Source organism: Burkholderia stagnalis (genome assembly GCF_902830275.1).
Classification (GTDB): Bacteria; Pseudomonadota; Gammaproteobacteria; order Burkholderiales; family Burkholderiaceae; genus Burkholderia; species Burkholderia stagnalis.
The window spans coordinates 385,276-399,632 of the sequence record NZ_CADESW010000004.1 but is presented as its reverse complement, the minus strand read 5'-3'; the positions used below and the strand labels follow the sequence as shown (position 1 = coordinate 399,632).

At 68.6% G+C, this 14,357-nt stretch carries 12 protein-coding genes; 9 read left to right on the top strand and 3 right to left on the bottom strand.

Annotated elements, in window-relative coordinates:
• The first annotated feature begins 120 nt into the window (after positions 1–120).
• Positions 121–801: a deoxyribose-phosphate aldolase gene (gene deoC, locus HWY45_RS10935; RefSeq protein WP_059878618.1), complete on the top strand. Its 681-nt coding sequence runs from the start codon at positions 121–123 to the stop codon at positions 799–801.
• Between the two features lie 30 nt (positions 802–831).
• Here the strand turns inward: deoC and HWY45_RS10930 are convergent, their stop codons facing one another.
• On the bottom strand, positions 832–1,782 hold the full coding sequence (locus tag HWY45_RS10930) for an ATP-binding protein (protein WP_059878614.1): 951 nt from the start codon (positions 1,780–1,782) through the stop codon (positions 832–834).
• A 182-nt stretch (positions 1,783–1,964) separates the two neighbouring features.
• On the opposite strand from HWY45_RS10930, the gene HWY45_RS10925 reads away from it, so the two are divergent.
• On the top strand, positions 1,965–2,765 hold the full coding sequence (locus HWY45_RS10925) for an AraC family transcriptional regulator (RefSeq protein ID WP_059878611.1): 801 nt from the start codon (positions 1,965–1,967) through the stop codon (positions 2,763–2,765).
• Positions 2,766–2,797: 32 nt separating this feature from the next.
• On the opposite strand, the gene HWY45_RS10920 is transcribed toward HWY45_RS10925, so the two are convergent.
• Together HWY45_RS10920 and HWY45_RS10915 are read right to left on the bottom strand one after the other, a co-directional pair.
• The gene (locus HWY45_RS10920) at positions 2,798–3,283 is read right to left on the bottom strand and encodes an anthrone oxygenase family protein (protein WP_059878608.1); all 486 of its coding nucleotides are present in this window, start codon (positions 3,281–3,283) and stop codon (positions 2,798–2,800) included.
• Positions 3,284–3,286: 3 nt separating this feature from the next.
• Positions 3,287–3,499 carry an SDR family oxidoreductase gene (locus HWY45_RS10915; protein WP_059878605.1) on the bottom strand — a complete coding sequence of 71 codons (213 nt, stop codon included), beginning with the start codon at positions 3,497–3,499 and terminating at the stop codon, positions 3,287–3,289.
• Between the two features lie 93 nt (positions 3,500–3,592).
• Here HWY45_RS10915 and HWY45_RS10910 point away from each other — a divergent pair, with 93 nt between their 5' ends.
• From HWY45_RS10910 to HWY45_RS10880, 7 genes are all read left to right on the top strand, one after another.
• On the top strand, positions 3,593–4,264 hold the full coding sequence (locus HWY45_RS10910; protein WP_059878602.1) for a TetR/AcrR family transcriptional regulator: 672 nt from the start codon (positions 3,593–3,595) through the stop codon (positions 4,262–4,264).
• A 657-nt stretch (positions 4,265–4,921) separates the two neighbouring features.
• A complete protein-coding gene (locus HWY45_RS10905) occupies positions 4,922–6,577 on the top strand; it encodes an AMP-binding protein (protein WP_059878599.1) in 1,656 nt (551 codons plus the stop codon).
• On the top strand, positions 6,574–7,458 hold the full coding sequence (locus HWY45_RS10900) for a beta-ketoacyl-[acyl-carrier-protein] synthase family protein (protein WP_059878596.1): 885 nt from the start codon (positions 6,574–6,576) through the stop codon (positions 7,456–7,458). The genes HWY45_RS10905 and HWY45_RS10900 overlap by 4 nt, the downstream gene beginning before the upstream one ends.
• Entirely contained in the window at positions 7,459–8,565 is a 1,107-nt protein-coding gene (locus HWY45_RS10895; protein ID WP_063895617.1) for a 3-oxoacyl-ACP synthase III family protein, read from the top strand.
• A complete protein-coding gene (locus HWY45_RS10890) occupies positions 8,562–9,560 on the top strand; it encodes a ketoacyl-ACP synthase III (RefSeq protein ID WP_059563207.1) in 999 nt (332 codons plus the stop codon). Before HWY45_RS10895 ends, HWY45_RS10890 begins: the two co-directional genes overlap by 4 nt.
• A gap of 5 nt (positions 9,561–9,565) precedes the next feature.
• On the top strand, positions 9,566–10,462 hold the full coding sequence (locus HWY45_RS10885; RefSeq protein ID WP_059563239.1) for an MBL fold metallo-hydrolase: 897 nt from the start codon (positions 9,566–9,568) through the stop codon (positions 10,460–10,462).
• An 89-nt stretch (positions 10,463–10,551) separates the two neighbouring features.
• On the top strand, positions 10,552–14,352 hold the full coding sequence (locus HWY45_RS10880) for an AMP-binding protein (protein WP_059878593.1): 3,801 nt from the start codon (positions 10,552–10,554) through the stop codon (positions 14,350–14,352).
• The last annotated feature ends 5 nt before the right edge of the window (positions 14,353–14,357 follow it).

Genomic DNA, 14,357 nt, shown 5'->3' with positions numbered 1-14,357 from the left:
CGCTTGCCGGGCCGGGCGCCAGGGCCCGGCCGAAGAAATGTCGTATTTGTAACAAACCGATGTGAAAACATCAACTTTTCGTGCGGCACGACTGCCGCACGGCTCAGTGGAGTCTGAAACATGCCGCTTTCCAACGCCCAACTTGCCCGCACCATCGATCACACGCTGCTCGCGGCCGACGCCAGCGACACGCAGATCGACGCGCTCTGCCGCCAGGCGGCCGAGCATCGCTTCTACTCCGTCTGCGTCAACTCGGCGAACGTGCCGCGCGCGGCACGCGCGCTGGCCGGCACCGACGTGAAGGTATGCGCGGTCGTCGGCTTCCCGCTCGGCGCGGGCCTCACCGCCGCGAAAGCGTTCGAGGCGTCGGCCGCGATCGCGGCCGGCGCCGGCGAGATCGACATGGTGATCAATCTCGGCGCGCTGAAAAGCGGCCGCGCCGACGACGTGAAGGCCGACATCGCGGCCGTGCAGGCCGCGTGCGGCGAGGTGCCGCTGAAGGTGATCCTCGAGACGGGGCTGCTGAGCGACGACGAGAAGGTGCGCGTGTGCAAGATGTGCCGCGACCTCGGCGTCGCGTTCGTGAAGACGTCGACCGGGTTCGGCCACGGCGGCGCGACGCTCGCGGACGTCGCGCTGATGCGCCGCACGGTCGGGCCCGCCATCGGCGTGAAGGCGTCGGGCGGCGTGCGCGACCGCGCGACCGCCGTCGCGATGCTCGACGCCGGCGCGACGCGGCTCGGCACGAGCTCGGGCGTCGCGATCGTCACCGATGCAGGCGGCAGCGACGGGGCGTACTGACGATGCGCGGCGCGGTGCCGCGCGTGCGGGTTACCCCGTGCGCAGCACGCGTTCGCCTTCGGCGGCTTCGTCGGCGATCCGGCCCGTGTAATCGCGCACGAACTGCGCGGCGATGCGGCCCGACCGCGCGCCGCGTTCGAGCGCCCATTGCAGCGCAGGCTCGCGCGCCGCGCGGATCTGCGCGGCGTCGAAGCCGGCCTCGGCCAGCCGGCTGTCGACGACGGCGAGGTACTGGTCCTGCGAGAAGCCGTAGAACGTCACCCAGATGCCGAAGCGCTCCGACAGCGAGATCCGCTCCTCGACCGCGTCGCCCGGATGCAGCTCGCCGTTCTCCGCGCGCGACACGTCCGCGTTGTCGCTCGCGTGCTCGGGCAGCAGATGCCGGCGGTTCGACGTCGCATACACGAGCACGTTCGACAGGTCGCTCGCCACCGATCCGTCGAGCACCGTCTTCAGCCCCTTGTAGCCCGTCTCGCCGGATTCGAACGACAGGTCGTCGCAGAACACGATGTAGCGCTCCGGCCGCGCACGCACCAGCTCGACGATCGCCGGCAGGTCGTTCAGCCCTTCCTTGCTGACTTCGATCAGCCGCAGCCCGTCCTTCGCGAACGCATGCAGGCACGCCTTCACGATCGACGACTTGCCGGTGCCGCGCGCGCCCGTCAGCAGAACGTGGTTGGCCGCGCCGCCGCGCACGAACTGGCGCGTGTTGCGCTCGACGATCGCCGCCTGGCGCTCGACGTTGCGCAGCGCGTCGAAGCCGATCAGCGCGGGCGACGCGATCGGTTCGAGCGTGCGATTCGCACGGCCGTCGCTGTGCCAGCGGAACGCGATGGCCGCGTCGAAATCGGCCGCCGCCGGACGCGCGGTGTGCGTCATCGCCTCGAGCGCGGCCGCGATCCGCTCGAGCTTGTGCGCGAGGCCGAACATGAGGCCTTCGGGCGACGGAATCGGCTCCGGCATGCGCGGGTCGGCGCTCATCGAAATGCCCCTTGCAGGGTGCGCGATTGCGCCGGGGATCGTGGCGCGAGTTGCGCGACCGCGCGGGCAGGAAAATGGATCGTCTTGTTCATCGCGTGCGGCGGATTAAACTCGTTGCAGGAAGCTGACGTGAAGCGAAGCGTCATCGTGCCCGCCCACCCCCTTGCCTGTCTCACGCCAACATGTCACAACCTGTCGCGAATCGGACATTCGAATCCCTGCGCCCGTACGTGCACCTGCCGTACGAGTCGACGCCGATGCCCGTCGCGGCGATGGCCGCGCACTACCCGAACGGCACCTGGATCGCGCCGCACCGCCATCGGCGCGCGCAGCTGCTCTATGCGATCGCGGGCGTGATGCACGTGCAGTCGGACGGCGCGTCGTGGGTCGTGCCGCCGACGCGCGGCGTCTGGCTCGAAGCCGGGCTCGACCATACCGTGCAGATGAGCGGCGACGTCGAAATGCGCACCGTGTTCGTCGAACCGGGCGCGGTCGAACACCTGCCCGGCCGCAGCTGCGTGGTCGAGGTGCATCCGCTGCTGCGCGAGCTGATCCTCGCGGCGGTCGACGTGCCGCTCGACTATGCGCCCGGCTCCCGCCACGATCATCTGATGCGCCTGCTGCTCGCCGAGGTGACGGCCGCGCCGCTGCTGCCGCTCTACCTGCCGTGGCCGCACGACGCGCGGCTGCGGACGATCTGCGACGCGCTCGTCGCCGCCCCCGACGACCCGCGCACGATCGCCGAATGGGCCGACCTCCTCGGCCTCTCGGTCAGGACGCTGCATCGCGCGTTCCTGCGCGAGACGGGCCTCAGCTTCCGGCGCTGGCGCGAACAGGCGCGGCTGCTGCTCGCGCTGAAACGGCTCGCGCACGGCGAGAAGGTGCTGACCGTCGCGATGGACCACGGCTACAGCAGCCAGAGCGCGTTCTCCGCGATGTTCAAGCGGCACTTCGGCGTGTCGCCGTCGGCGTTCTATGCGTAGCCCGCGTATCGCTCGTCGCGACACCGGCCCGCCTATCGCGACGCGATCGCGGCGATGAACAGGCCGCACGCCGCCATCGACGCGAGCGTGCGCACGTGGTTCCACAGCGTCCAGTCGCGCAGGTAGCGCGCCCACAACGCGGCGCCTTCCGCGCTCGACGGATCGGCCGCGGCAAGCGCGTCGTTGAGCGGCACGTTGAAAACCATCGTGACGACGAACATGCCGAGCACGTAGCTCGCGCCGCCCGCGACGATCCCGATCGCGCCCGGCTCGCCGACGCGCAGCAGCGCGAGCACGACGAGCGCGAGCGACGTGAGCGTCGTGCCGAGGAAGGCCGGCATGAACAGCGACCGGACGATGTCGACGTTGATCGCGTTCATCGCGGCGATGCCGGCCGCGGGCGCGAGCCGGCCGAGCGACGTCATCACGAACGCCGAGAACGCGAAGTAGACGCCGGCCAGCACGCCGCAGCCGATCGCGGAGCACCACAACAGGATCACGGTAACGAGTGCGCGCATGGGTCAGGCGCTCCACACGCCGGTCGCGGCAGCTGCCCGCGCGTAGTCCGCGAAGTCGCGCGCGGCGCGCCACGTGTCCGGCCGCGCCCAGTCGAATGCGACGGCGCTCGAGCGCGACACCGGCCGGGTCGCGATGCCGCGCCGGCACAGGCGGGCGTCGACGCGCGCGCCGGTCTTGCCGGTGCCGCCGACGATGAGGGCGGGATGCATGGCCATGTGCGTCTCCTTGCTTGAAAAACGAGAACATCTCGCGTTTTTTGAAAAACGATAGACTCTCGCATTAGAAAGTCAAGTTTTTCTGGAGACGCCATGGCGACGCGAACGGCAACGCGAAAATCGGGGCAGACCGGCAGCGACGAAGACGCCAGCGCGCCGGGCCTGGCGCGCCGGGTGCCGACCCAGCAGCGCAGCCGCGAGCGCGTCGAGCGCATCCTCGCGTGCGCGGCCGAGGTGATGGCCGAAAACGGCAGCGATGCGTTCCGGATGAGCGACATCGTCGAGCGCACGGGCATTCCGTTCGGGTCGCTGTACCAGTACTTCCCGGACAAGACGGCCGTAATCGGCACGCTGGCGGAGCGCCACAACGCGCTCGGGCACGCATGCGTGCGGCGCGACCTCGCGAAGATGAAGCGGATCGAGGATCTGCACGGCACGCTGTGCCGCATCACCGACAGCTACTACCAGATGTTCGTCGACACGCCGCTGATGCGGGACATCTGGCGGGCGACGCAGGCCGATCGCGCGCTGCAGGCGCTGGACGAGGCGGACGGCGCGTTCCTGGCCGGGCTATTGGCGGGCGCGCTGCGGGATCTCGCGCCGGAGGTGCCCGACGCGCAATTGGCGGCGTTCTCGGAATTGACGATGGTGTTGATCGCGGCGGCGGTGCGGCACGCGATCGCGTTGCCGCCGAAGGCTGCGCGAAAGAGGCTCGCGATGTTCAAGCGGACGTTGCCGGGGGATTTGTCGGTGCTCGACGGCTAGGCGATAAAATCGCAGAATCACGGCATTTCGATCTTTTATTCAAATAAAAATATTCATTAATTCCATTCCGCAAATTCATGCGGGCGCAATCCGGGCCCCGAAGCCCACTGCGCGTGCGAGCGCGGGCCGTTCGGCAAACCGGCGCGTTTCGTCTCGGTGAACACTGCGACGCTTTATTCAGCGCCCCGGCAGCCCGCCTTCCATCCAAGTCAACAAATCCCGGGATGGTTAACCGAAATCGATTAACTTGACCAGCTGCCTCGATTTTATGGCATCGATTTCAATCAATAAATCGAACCGCCCATCTACATTAATGTTTACTTTCCAAGCTAGCTTCCGTTAAGCTTGCGGCACAAATTTTTTCGACACCAATTACATCGATTGATGAATTCGCAATCCTAATTCTGCTGAATTAAACCGATCGATTGTTGTTTATTTCGAAAATGAAATGAGACGAAATAAATCCATGCAAACCGGCAGCCCGTCATGTGATTGACGGGCTTCTCCGTGCGTCGCCCGGCGACATGTGCCCGCCGTTTCGACCACATCTTTCTGGCATCGCGATTCCGGTTGCGCGGGGCGGGCCCTGTCATGGGGGCTGGCCCGCGCCGCACCGCTATTGCGGACTTCGAACTCACACTCTTGCGAGCGCTGACGATGGACGACTTTTGCCGCGCGAACCTGCCGCCTGTCGAGGATTGGCCGACGTTTGTCCTTGACTTGCCGGGGCTGCAGTTTCCGCCGTTTCTCAATTGCGCCGCCGCGCTGCTGGATACCGCCGTCGACGAACGGGGCTGGGGCGATCGCGTCGCGATCAGGACCGAGTCGGGCATCGCGTGGACGTACCGCGAATTGCGCGATGCCGGCAACCGGATCGCCAACCTGCTCGTCCGCGAGGCGGGCCTCGTGGCCGGCAATCGGGTGCTGCTGCACGGCGCCAATCACCCGATGCTGGCCGCCGCGTGGTTCGGCGTGGTCAAGGCCGGCGGCGTGGCCGTCGCGACGATGCCGAAGCTGCGCGCGGGAGAACTGTCGACCATCATCGGCCGCGCCCGGGTCACGCACGTCATCTGCGAGGCCGGGCTGTCGGCCGAGCTCGACGCCGCGATGGCGAGCATGCAGTGGCGCGGCGACGTTCGACGCTACGAGACGGACGACACGCATCCGCACGCGCGCTGGCTCGACGGCCATTCAGCGGAATTCGCGGCCGTCGAAACGCGCGCGGACGATCCCTGCCTCATCGCGTTCACGTCGGGCACCACCGGGGAACCGAAGGCCACCGTGCATTTCCACCGCGACGTGATGGCGACCTGCCACTGCTTTCCGCAGCACGTGCTCAAGCCCACGGCCGATGACGTCTTCTGCGGATCGCCGCCGCTCGCGTTCACGTTCGGCCTCGGCGCGCTGCTGCTGTTTCCGGTCAGCGTCGGCGCGAGCGTCGTGCTGTTGCCGAAGGCGAGCCCGGAACGGCTGCTGGCGGCCGTCGAGCGGCATCGGGTCAGCATCCTGTTTACGGCGCCGGCGGCGTACCGGGCCATGCTCGACCATCTCGACGGACATGACACGTCGTCGCTGCGCAAATGCGTGTCGGCAGGCGAAGCGCTGCCGTCGTGGACGCGCGACGCATGGCGGGAGCTCACCGGCCTGCACCTGATCGACGGCATCGGGTCGACCGAGATGCTGCATATCTTCGCGTCGACAGGCGACGCCGAAACGAAGAGCGGCGCGATCGGCAAGGCGGTGCCCGGCTACCGCATTGCCGTCGTGGACGAACACGGCCAGTGCCTGCCGCCCTACGAAATCGGCTACCTGGCCGTGCGGGGGCCGACCGGGTGCCGCTACCTGAACGACGCGCGGCAACGCGACTACGTGAAGCACGGCTGGAACCTGACGGGCGACAGCGCCTACCTGGACGAGGACGGCTATCTGTTCTATCAGGCGCGCGCGGACGACATGATCATCAGCTCCGGCTACACGGTGTCGCCCGGCGAAGTGGAGCAGGCGCTGCTGCGCCACCCCGATATCGCCGAATGCGGCGTCGTCGGGCAAATCGACGAATGGGGCGGCACGCTGATCTGCGCGCATGTGGTGCTGCGCCCGGGCATCGACGGCTCGGACGCGTTGACGACACAGCTTCAGCAGCACGTGAAGAGCGTGATTGCGCCGTACAAGTGTCCGCATCGCGTTGCCTATCACGCCGGCGGCTTGCCGCGCAACGAATCCGGCAAATTGCGGCGCGCCGTGCTTCGGCAGGCAAGCAACGGCGCGGCGCGTCCCCTGAACCCAGCAGTCCAAAGCGAGCGTGCCCTATGAAAATTCTCGGCGCCGCGGTGGCCATTCCGGCCCCCGCGACCACCGCGCAATCGTGCGCGAACGATTACGCGATCAAGGCCGCCAGGCAGGCGCTGCTGCAAGCCGGTTGCCTGCCGTCGGAACTGGACCTGATCGTCAGCCTGTCGATTTCCCCCAGCCGGATGGCGGACTCGCCGTCGATCGCCGGCCCGCGCCTGGCGCACCCCGTGCAGCGCGACCTGCGTGCGCGGCATGCGGCCGTGTTCGACCTGCTCGACGCGGACTGGACGCTCGCACTCGATCTCGCGCAAAGCCATTGCACACAGCTCGGCTATCGGCGCGCGCTCGTCGTTCGCGCGGAAGCGCTCGCGGACGTCGAACAGGTGGCGACGAGCGGCTTCGCCGACGGCGCCGGGGCGATCGTGCTGACGCCGTCCGGCCGTGACCGCGCCTATGCGAGCCGCTACGCGGATCTCGACTCGCCCCCGTTCGCGACGCTCGACGCGCTTGCGCCCCGGCGCGTGAACGGCGGCCTGTCGCTGGCCCGCTTCGAGGGCCGGTTCGATCGCGCCACCGGCCGATTCGACGCCGAACCGGCCAATGCAAGCGCTGCAGTCGGCGCGATGCTCGACGCGGTGCAAAGCCGCATCGACCGGCGCGCCGCCACGCTGTTTTGCGAATCGTGGCTGAGCGGATGGCCGTCGGTCGCCGACGCACGGGAGAATTTCCGCGTCGACGTCGTTCCCGGTCCGGCGGACGTCCCGAACCCGTTCCAGTTGCCCGCGTGGCTCGCGTCCCGCGTCGCGAATTCGATGTCGCTGCGCGACGACGAACACACGGTGATCGCCCTGACGCTGGATCCGTTCCGGCCGCGCATCGCCTGCAGCACGATGGAGGTCTGAGTGAACAACGTCCGAATCGCAAGCCTCGCCTGCCGCCTGCCGGCGCGCCAGGTCCCCAACGACGATCCCGTCTTCGCGGGCGTCGAGCCGATCCCGGCGGAATGGTGGCAATTCTGGGGCATCGAATCGCGCTACATGATCGACCCCGATGCCGGCGAATCCGAGCTGGCGCTGGCCGAGCGCACGGCGCGCGACGCCCTCGCCCGCGCCGGCGTGGCGCCCGCCGAACTCGATCTGGTGCTGTTCAACATGACGTCGCCGTTCGTGTCGCTCGCCGACGGCCGGCGCCGTTTCGCGCCGCGGCTGTCGCGCGCGCTGCGCGACCGGCTCGGCGCCACGCGCGCACTCGACGCCGACGTCGAGATGGAATGCGCGAGCTTCGTGCTGCAACTGCAGCTCGCCACCAATCTCATCAAGCAAGGGCGCGTGAAGCGGGCCCTGGTGTGCTCGTCGGAGCGCATGTCGGCGGTGGTCGACTACACCAGCAAATCGTCGACGAACTTCGGCGACGGCGCGGCCGCGGCCGTGCTCGTCGCCGAGCCGGCCGACCCCGACGGCGCCGACTGGCTGGATGCCGCATATCACAGCGATGCCACCCGCTACGACCTCGTGACGATGCAGTGGCGCAATGCGCGGGCCGAGGCGGACGACGAAGCGGCAACCGGCGCCGACAACCCGTTCGGCGTGTATTTCACGCTCAAGCCCGAAGCACAGGAAGCGATCTCGCGTTTCATGCCGGTGGCCATTCCCGATATCGTCGAGCGGCTGCTGCACCGGAGCGGAACGGGCATCGCCGACGTCGATGCGATGGTGTTCCACCAGCCGTCGGCGCTGCTCGTGCGCTCGTGGGCGCAGCGGCTCGGGCTCAGGCAGGACCAGTACGTGATTCGCGTGGCCGATTGCGCGTGTCTCGTGTCGGCCGCCGTGCCGTTTGCGCTGTATGAGTCGATCCGGCAGGGCGTGATCCGGCCGGGATCGAAGGTCGTGCTGGCCGGCGCGGGCGCCGGCTGGGGCTTCGGCGCGCAATTGTGGCGCTGGGGCGAAACCGTCGTGAGCGATGCGGGCGACGCCGTCGCCGCCGTGACGAAGCAGGAGGTGCGGACATGAGCGCCCGCCTCGCCATCGCCGGGTTCGGCTATGCGCTGCCGGAGCGGATCGTCGGCAACGACGAAGTCGCCGGCATGATCGACACCAGCGACGCGTTCATCCGCGAACGCACCGGCGTCGTCGCGCGACGCTATCTCGCCCCCGATCAGCACCTCGCCGATCTCGCATGCCCGGCCGCGGAACGCGCGCTGGCCGACGCCGGCATCACGGCGCGCGACGTCGACCTGCTGATCGTCAATACGCTGTCGCCCGATCATCACGACCCGTCGCAGGCGTGCTACATCCAGCCCCGGCTCGGCTTGCGGGAGGTGCCGTGCTTCGATATCCGCGCGCAATGCAGCGGCGGGCTCTACGGGATCGAGATCGCGCGCCACTTCCTCGCGAGCGGCCTGTATCGCAACGTGCTGCTGATCTGCGCCGAGGCGTTGTCGCGGCGAATCGACACCAGCAACGCCGGCCGCAACCTGTCGATCCTGCTGAGCGACGGCGCCGCCGCGCTGCTGCTGCAGGCGACGGACGACCCGGCGCGCGGGCTGATCGACCTGACGCTCGGCGCCGACGGCACCCAGTTCGACCTGCTCAGCACCGAAGCGCCCGGCGCGCGACGCCCGCGCTTCATCGACGAAGACGACATCGCGGCCGGCCGGCATTACTTCCGGATGAAAGGCGCGCCGATGTTCGAGGACGCCACGCGGCGCATCGTCGACGCGTGCCGGCAGATGCTCGACAAGCACCGGCTGACGATCGGGGATATCGGCCTGGTCGTGCCGCACCAGCCGAACCTGCGCATCCTCGACGCGGTCATCGAGCGGCTCGGGCTGCCGCGCGAGCGCTGCATGATCTCCGTCGACCAGCTCGGCAACATGGCGAGCGCGGCGTTTCCGGTCGCGCTGGCCCTCGCGCACGAGCAAGGCCGCATGCCGGCCGGGCAGCTCAACCTCCTCGTGACCTACGGCGCGGGCGCGACATGGGCCTGCGCGCTCTATCGGAGCTGAACGACATGCTGAACGCTTCCCCCGGGTGGATCGATTCGCGGCTGGCCCTCGTCGGCACGGCCGACGTGCCGCTGTACGTGATCGTCAACGACGAGGCCGCGACGCTGATCGAGGGCGGCCTGAGCGGCATGACGGAGCTCGTGTGGCAGCAGCTTCACGACCTGCTGCGGGATTTCGGCGGCATCCGGCATCTGCGCTACTGGCTGATCACGCATTCGCACTACGACCATTGCAGCCTGCTGATGACGCTCAAGTCGCGCATGCCGTGGCTCCATGTGTCCGGCTCTCCCGACGCGTTCGATGCGTTCCAGAGCCCGTCGGCGTGCCGCACCATCCGGCAGCTCGACGCGCACGCGTCACGGTCGTGGCGCCCCGTCGACGGCGGCGATTTCACCGAGTTGTCCGAACTGCCGTTCTACCCCGTCAATCCGGGCACGCAGCTCGACATCGGCGACGGGATGCAAATACGCGCGATCGCGCTGCCGGGCCACAGCCGCTGCCAGTTCGGCTACTACTGCCCGCAACTGGACATCGGGTTCGTGTCGGATGCGCTCGGCGAGTTTCACGACGCCACCACCTGGCTGCCGCTGGTCTTTCAGGACCTGTTCGCGTATCGGCACTCGCTGGACGCGATCGAGCAGCTGCAGGCGCCGCGGCTCGCGCTGGGGCACCACGGCATCCTCACCGGCGAGCTCGCCCGGTCGGCCGCGCGGCATGCGCGCGCGTGCCTCGATGCGCGCGAGGCCGACGCGCGCGCGGTGCGCGGCAACGCCGCCGCCACGCAGGAACTGGCCCACCACTGGACGGCACGCTATGCGGCCCGGAGCGAAAAAGTGGTGCCGCATTTCCTGCATCTCAAAAGCATGATGCACATGATCGACCTGTTCCATCGCGCCGAATAGCCGTATCCGGATGTCTGCCGCGGCAACGCATGGGCGCCGGCCGGCGTCCGGCCGCCGCTCGCTGTTTTCATTCCTCTTCCGACGACATCATGACCATTGCGACCTTGCCGACCACGCTTAGCGAACTGCTTCAGAACCGGGCCGCCACGCTCGGCGACAACACCGCCTACGTGTTCCTGAGCGGCCCGCCCGAACAGGAACAGGCCGATTCGATGACCTTCGCGGAGCTCGACGCGCGCGCCCGCCGGGTGGCCGCGCTGCTGCAACAGAACGCGGTCGGCACCGGCGACCGCGTGCTGCTGCTGTGCCGGCCGGGGCTCGATTACGTCAGTGCCTTCATGGGGTGCCTGTATGCGGGCGCCGTCGCGGTGCCGGCCTACCCGCCGCGCAACAAGCAGCATATGGTGCGGATCGCGGGCATCGTGAGGAATGCGGGCGCGAGCACGATCCTGTGCTCGACCGAGGATCTCGAACGTTGCACGACGTGGATCGCCGACACCGAGGCATCCGGCAGCACGCTGCTCGATGTCGGCGCTGCGCAGGCGCTGGCGCCCGTGCACTCGGCGGCCAGCGTGCCGTCGTCCCACATCGCCTTTCTGCAATACACGTCGGGAACCACCGGCACGCCCAAGGGCGTGATGGTATCGCACGGCAACCTGATGCATAACCTCGGGATGCTGCGCGAATGGTTTGCCTATGACGAGCAGAGCACGATGGTCAGCTGGCTGCCGCCGTACCACGATATGGGCCTGATCGGCGTGATCCTGACGTCGCTCTACGGCGGCTTCCGGAGCGTGCTGATGGCCCCGGAGCGTTTCATCCAGCATCCGTACCTGTGGTTGCGCGCGATCAGCCACTATCGTGCGGACCTGACGGGCGCGCCGGATTTTGCTTACCGGATGGCCTGCAGGCGAATCTCCGACGAACAATTGGCGACGCTCGACCTGTCGTGCCTCCGGACCGCCTATAACGGTGCTGAATCCGTGCGCGCCAGCACCTTGTCCGATTTTGCGCAGCGCTTCGCCGCCGCGGGCTTCTCCGCCGAGTGCTTTCGCCCGTGCTATGGGCTGGCGGAGGGCACGCTGTTCGTCGCCGGCCGCTCGGCGCGGCAGCCGATTCGGACGGTGTGCGTCGACCAGGCCGCCCTTCAGCGGCAATCCGTGGTGATTCGCGGCGAGTTCGCGGGCGTGTCGCCGGCGCCGCTGGATCGCCCGGGCGAGCGTGTGCTGGTCAGCGTTGGCCGCCCCGCCGGCGACCAACGCGTGGTCGTGCGCGACCTGGAGACCAACGCGCGCTGCGACGATCGGACCATCGGCGAAATCTGCGTGGCCGGCCCGAGCGTCGCCGCCGGATACTGGCAGTTGGACGAGCAGACGCAATCGACCTTCCGGCACACGCTGGCAGGCGATCGCGATCAGGCGTTCATGCGCACCGGCGATCTCGGCTTCATTCTGGATGACGAACTGTACGTCACCGGCCGGCTCAAGGACATGGTGATCCTGGCCGGCCGCAACTACTACTCGGAAGACATCGAGTACGCGTTGATCGCCGGCGTGCCGGAACTGGTGCCGAACGGCTGCGCGGCCTTCATGGACGACCAGGTCGACGCGGAGCGCCTGATCGTCGTCGCCGAAGTCGAGCGCACGCAGCGCAAGGGCAATCTCGACGGCTTCATCGACGCGATTCGCCAGGCGATCTGGAACCGCCTCGACATCGTGCCGAGCCGGATCGTGCTGGTGTCGCCCGGCAGCGTGCCGAAGACGTCGAGCGGCAAGGTGCGCCGCAGCACGTGCCGCACGCAGCTGCACGACGGCGCGCTGACGATCCTCGCGCAGTGGGACGTCGACGGCGGCACGCAAACGCCGGCCCGGCAACCTGCCCGCCCGGCAGCCGGCATCGACAAGCCGGCGGCCAACGATCAGCCGCGCCACGACAGCGCCACCGTCGACGAACTGAACGACTGGCTCAGGCACTACGCGCGCACGCGGATCGATTCGCGCACCATCGACGAGCGGCGCACCATTCCGCCGCACGTCGTGCTCGATTTCGGGAACCGGGGCCTGCTCGGCATGCAGATCGAGCGTTCGCATGGCGGCCTCGGCCTCGGTCATCACGACATGTCGCGCGTGCTGTCGCAATTGGCCGCGATCGATTCGACGCTGGCCTTCTTTGTCGGCTTGAACAACACGCTCGGCATTCTGCCGATCATGCAGCATGCCCAGCCGGCATTGCGCGACGAATTGCTGCCGAGCCTCGCGAGCGGCCGGATGCTCGCCGCATTCGCGATGACGGAACCGGCCGCGGGTTCCCATCCGCACGGGATCGCCTCACGCGCGCAGCGCACCGGGTCCGGCGACTGGCTGGTCAGCGGGAACAAGAGCTGGAGCGGCTCGTCCGCATGGGCGGGCGTCATCAACGTGTTCGCGAAGCAGGCCGACGGCGCGGGGATGGTCGGCCTGGCCGTGCGCCCCGGCACGCCGGGCGTGCGGATCGGCGCCGAAGAGCTGACGATGGGCGTGCGCGGCATGATCCAGAATTCGCTGCATCTCGATCACGCGCGGATCAGCGACGCATACCGGCTCGGCGACGTCGGGCAGGGGATGCTCGTGGCGCAGCACGCGATGAACATTGCGCGCCTCGGCATCGCGGCCGTCAGCGTGGGCGGCATGAAACGCTGCGCGCAGCTGATGCATCGCTACGGGGCGCGGCGCCAGATCGGCACGGGGCTGCTGCTGGACAACCCGCTGAGCCGCCTGCGCCTGGGCGAGCTGCGGCACCGCATCGACGGGCTCGACGCGCTGGTCGAGCACCTGGCCGCCGAGCTGGACCTCGGCGTCGCGCTGCCTGAGGACTGCCTGCTGATTTCGAAGATTCTCGGCTCCGAGCTGCTGTCGCAATCGGCCGACGAGATGATGCAGTTCCTGGGCGGTCGCGGCTATATCGAAACCAACCTCGCGCCGCAGATCTTCCGCGACGCGCGCCTGACCCGCATCTTCGAGGGGCCGACCGAGACGCTGCTGGTTCACCTCGGCAGTCGCCTGCTCAACGGCAGCGACGATTTGCTGCACTACCTGGAAAGCGCGCTGGGCGCCGGCGTGCTGGCCCGGGAGCTGCGCCAGCTGGGCGAACGGCTGTCGGAAGACGGGCTCGCCAATGCGTCGAAACTCGACGGCGCCGCGCATGCCGCCGTGTGGGTCAACTACTGGCTCGGCACGGTCGCGCAATGGGGCTTGCTGCTGGCGGTGATCGAACGCGCGGCGGCGCAGCAGCGCATCGACGACGGCGCGCTGCGCTGGGCGCAGAACCAGTATGAACGCGCGATCGAGACGGCTCAGCGGCAGGTCGGCCTGCGCGCCGCGCTGTCCACGTCGGCGGAACTGAACGACTGGGCCGCCCGCACCGGGCTCGAGATCGGCGCGATCGAACAGACGATTCCGGGCGCAAGCCAGCTCGTCGATCCGTTGCTGGACGCCGACCCCGGCGCGCGTTCGGTCTCCCCCGCGCCCGCCGGCGACGCCCCCGGCACGGCGGCGGCCCCGATCCCGAGCGAGCCGGCGCGCCTGATCGATCGCCAGCAGGTGCATGCCGTCGAGCAATGGCTCATCGCGTGGCTGGGCGAGCGCCTCAAGCACCGCAAGCTGCGCCTGACGCGCGAATCGACGTTCGCCGAGATCGGCTTCGACTCGATCCTCGCCGTCGAGATGACGATGGTATTCAGCGAGACGCACAACGTGCCCGTCGATCCGTCCGCGGTGTGGGACTACCCGTCCATTCGCGCGCTGGCCGCCCATCTCGCGCCCCGCACGCACGGCGTCGCGCCGGCGGCAGCCGTCGCGCACGCCGATCCGGATGCGCCTTCCCTCATTGCAGCCCAACCTTCGACCCTGTGAGACCG

Bases quoted from the DNA above. Each gene is read 5' to 3' on its own strand.
- HWY45_RS10880 (WP_059878593.1), top strand. From the start codon at position 10,552: ATGACCATTGCGACCTTGCCGACCACGCTTAGCGAACTGCTTCAGAAC.
- HWY45_RS10920 (WP_059878608.1), bottom strand. From the start codon at position 3,283: ATGCGCGCACTCGTTACCGTGATCCTGTTGTGGTGCTCCGCGATCGGC.
- HWY45_RS10910 (WP_059878602.1), top strand. From the start codon at position 3,593: ATGGCGACGCGAACGGCAACGCGAAAATCGGGGCAGACCGGCAGCGAC.
- HWY45_RS10890 (WP_059563207.1), top strand. From the start codon at position 8,562: ATGAGCGCCCGCCTCGCCATCGCCGGGTTCGGCTATGCGCTGCCGGAG.
- HWY45_RS10930 (WP_059878614.1), bottom strand. From the start codon at position 1,782: ATGAGCGCCGACCCGCGCATGCCGGAGCCGATTCCGTCGCCCGAAGGC.
- HWY45_RS10915 (WP_059878605.1), bottom strand. From the start codon at position 3,499: ATGGCCATGCATCCCGCCCTCATCGTCGGCGGCACCGGCAAGACCGGC.
- deoC (WP_059878618.1), top strand. From the start codon at position 121: ATGCCGCTTTCCAACGCCCAACTTGCCCGCACCATCGATCACACGCTG.
- HWY45_RS10900 (WP_059878596.1), top strand. From the start codon at position 6,574: ATGAAAATTCTCGGCGCCGCGGTGGCCATTCCGGCCCCCGCGACCACC.
- HWY45_RS10885 (WP_059563239.1), top strand. From the start codon at position 9,566: ATGCTGAACGCTTCCCCCGGGTGGATCGATTCGCGGCTGGCCCTCGTC.
- HWY45_RS10905 (WP_059878599.1), top strand. From the start codon at position 4,922: ATGGACGACTTTTGCCGCGCGAACCTGCCGCCTGTCGAGGATTGGCCG.
- HWY45_RS10925 (WP_059878611.1), top strand. From the start codon at position 1,965: ATGTCACAACCTGTCGCGAATCGGACATTCGAATCCCTGCGCCCGTAC.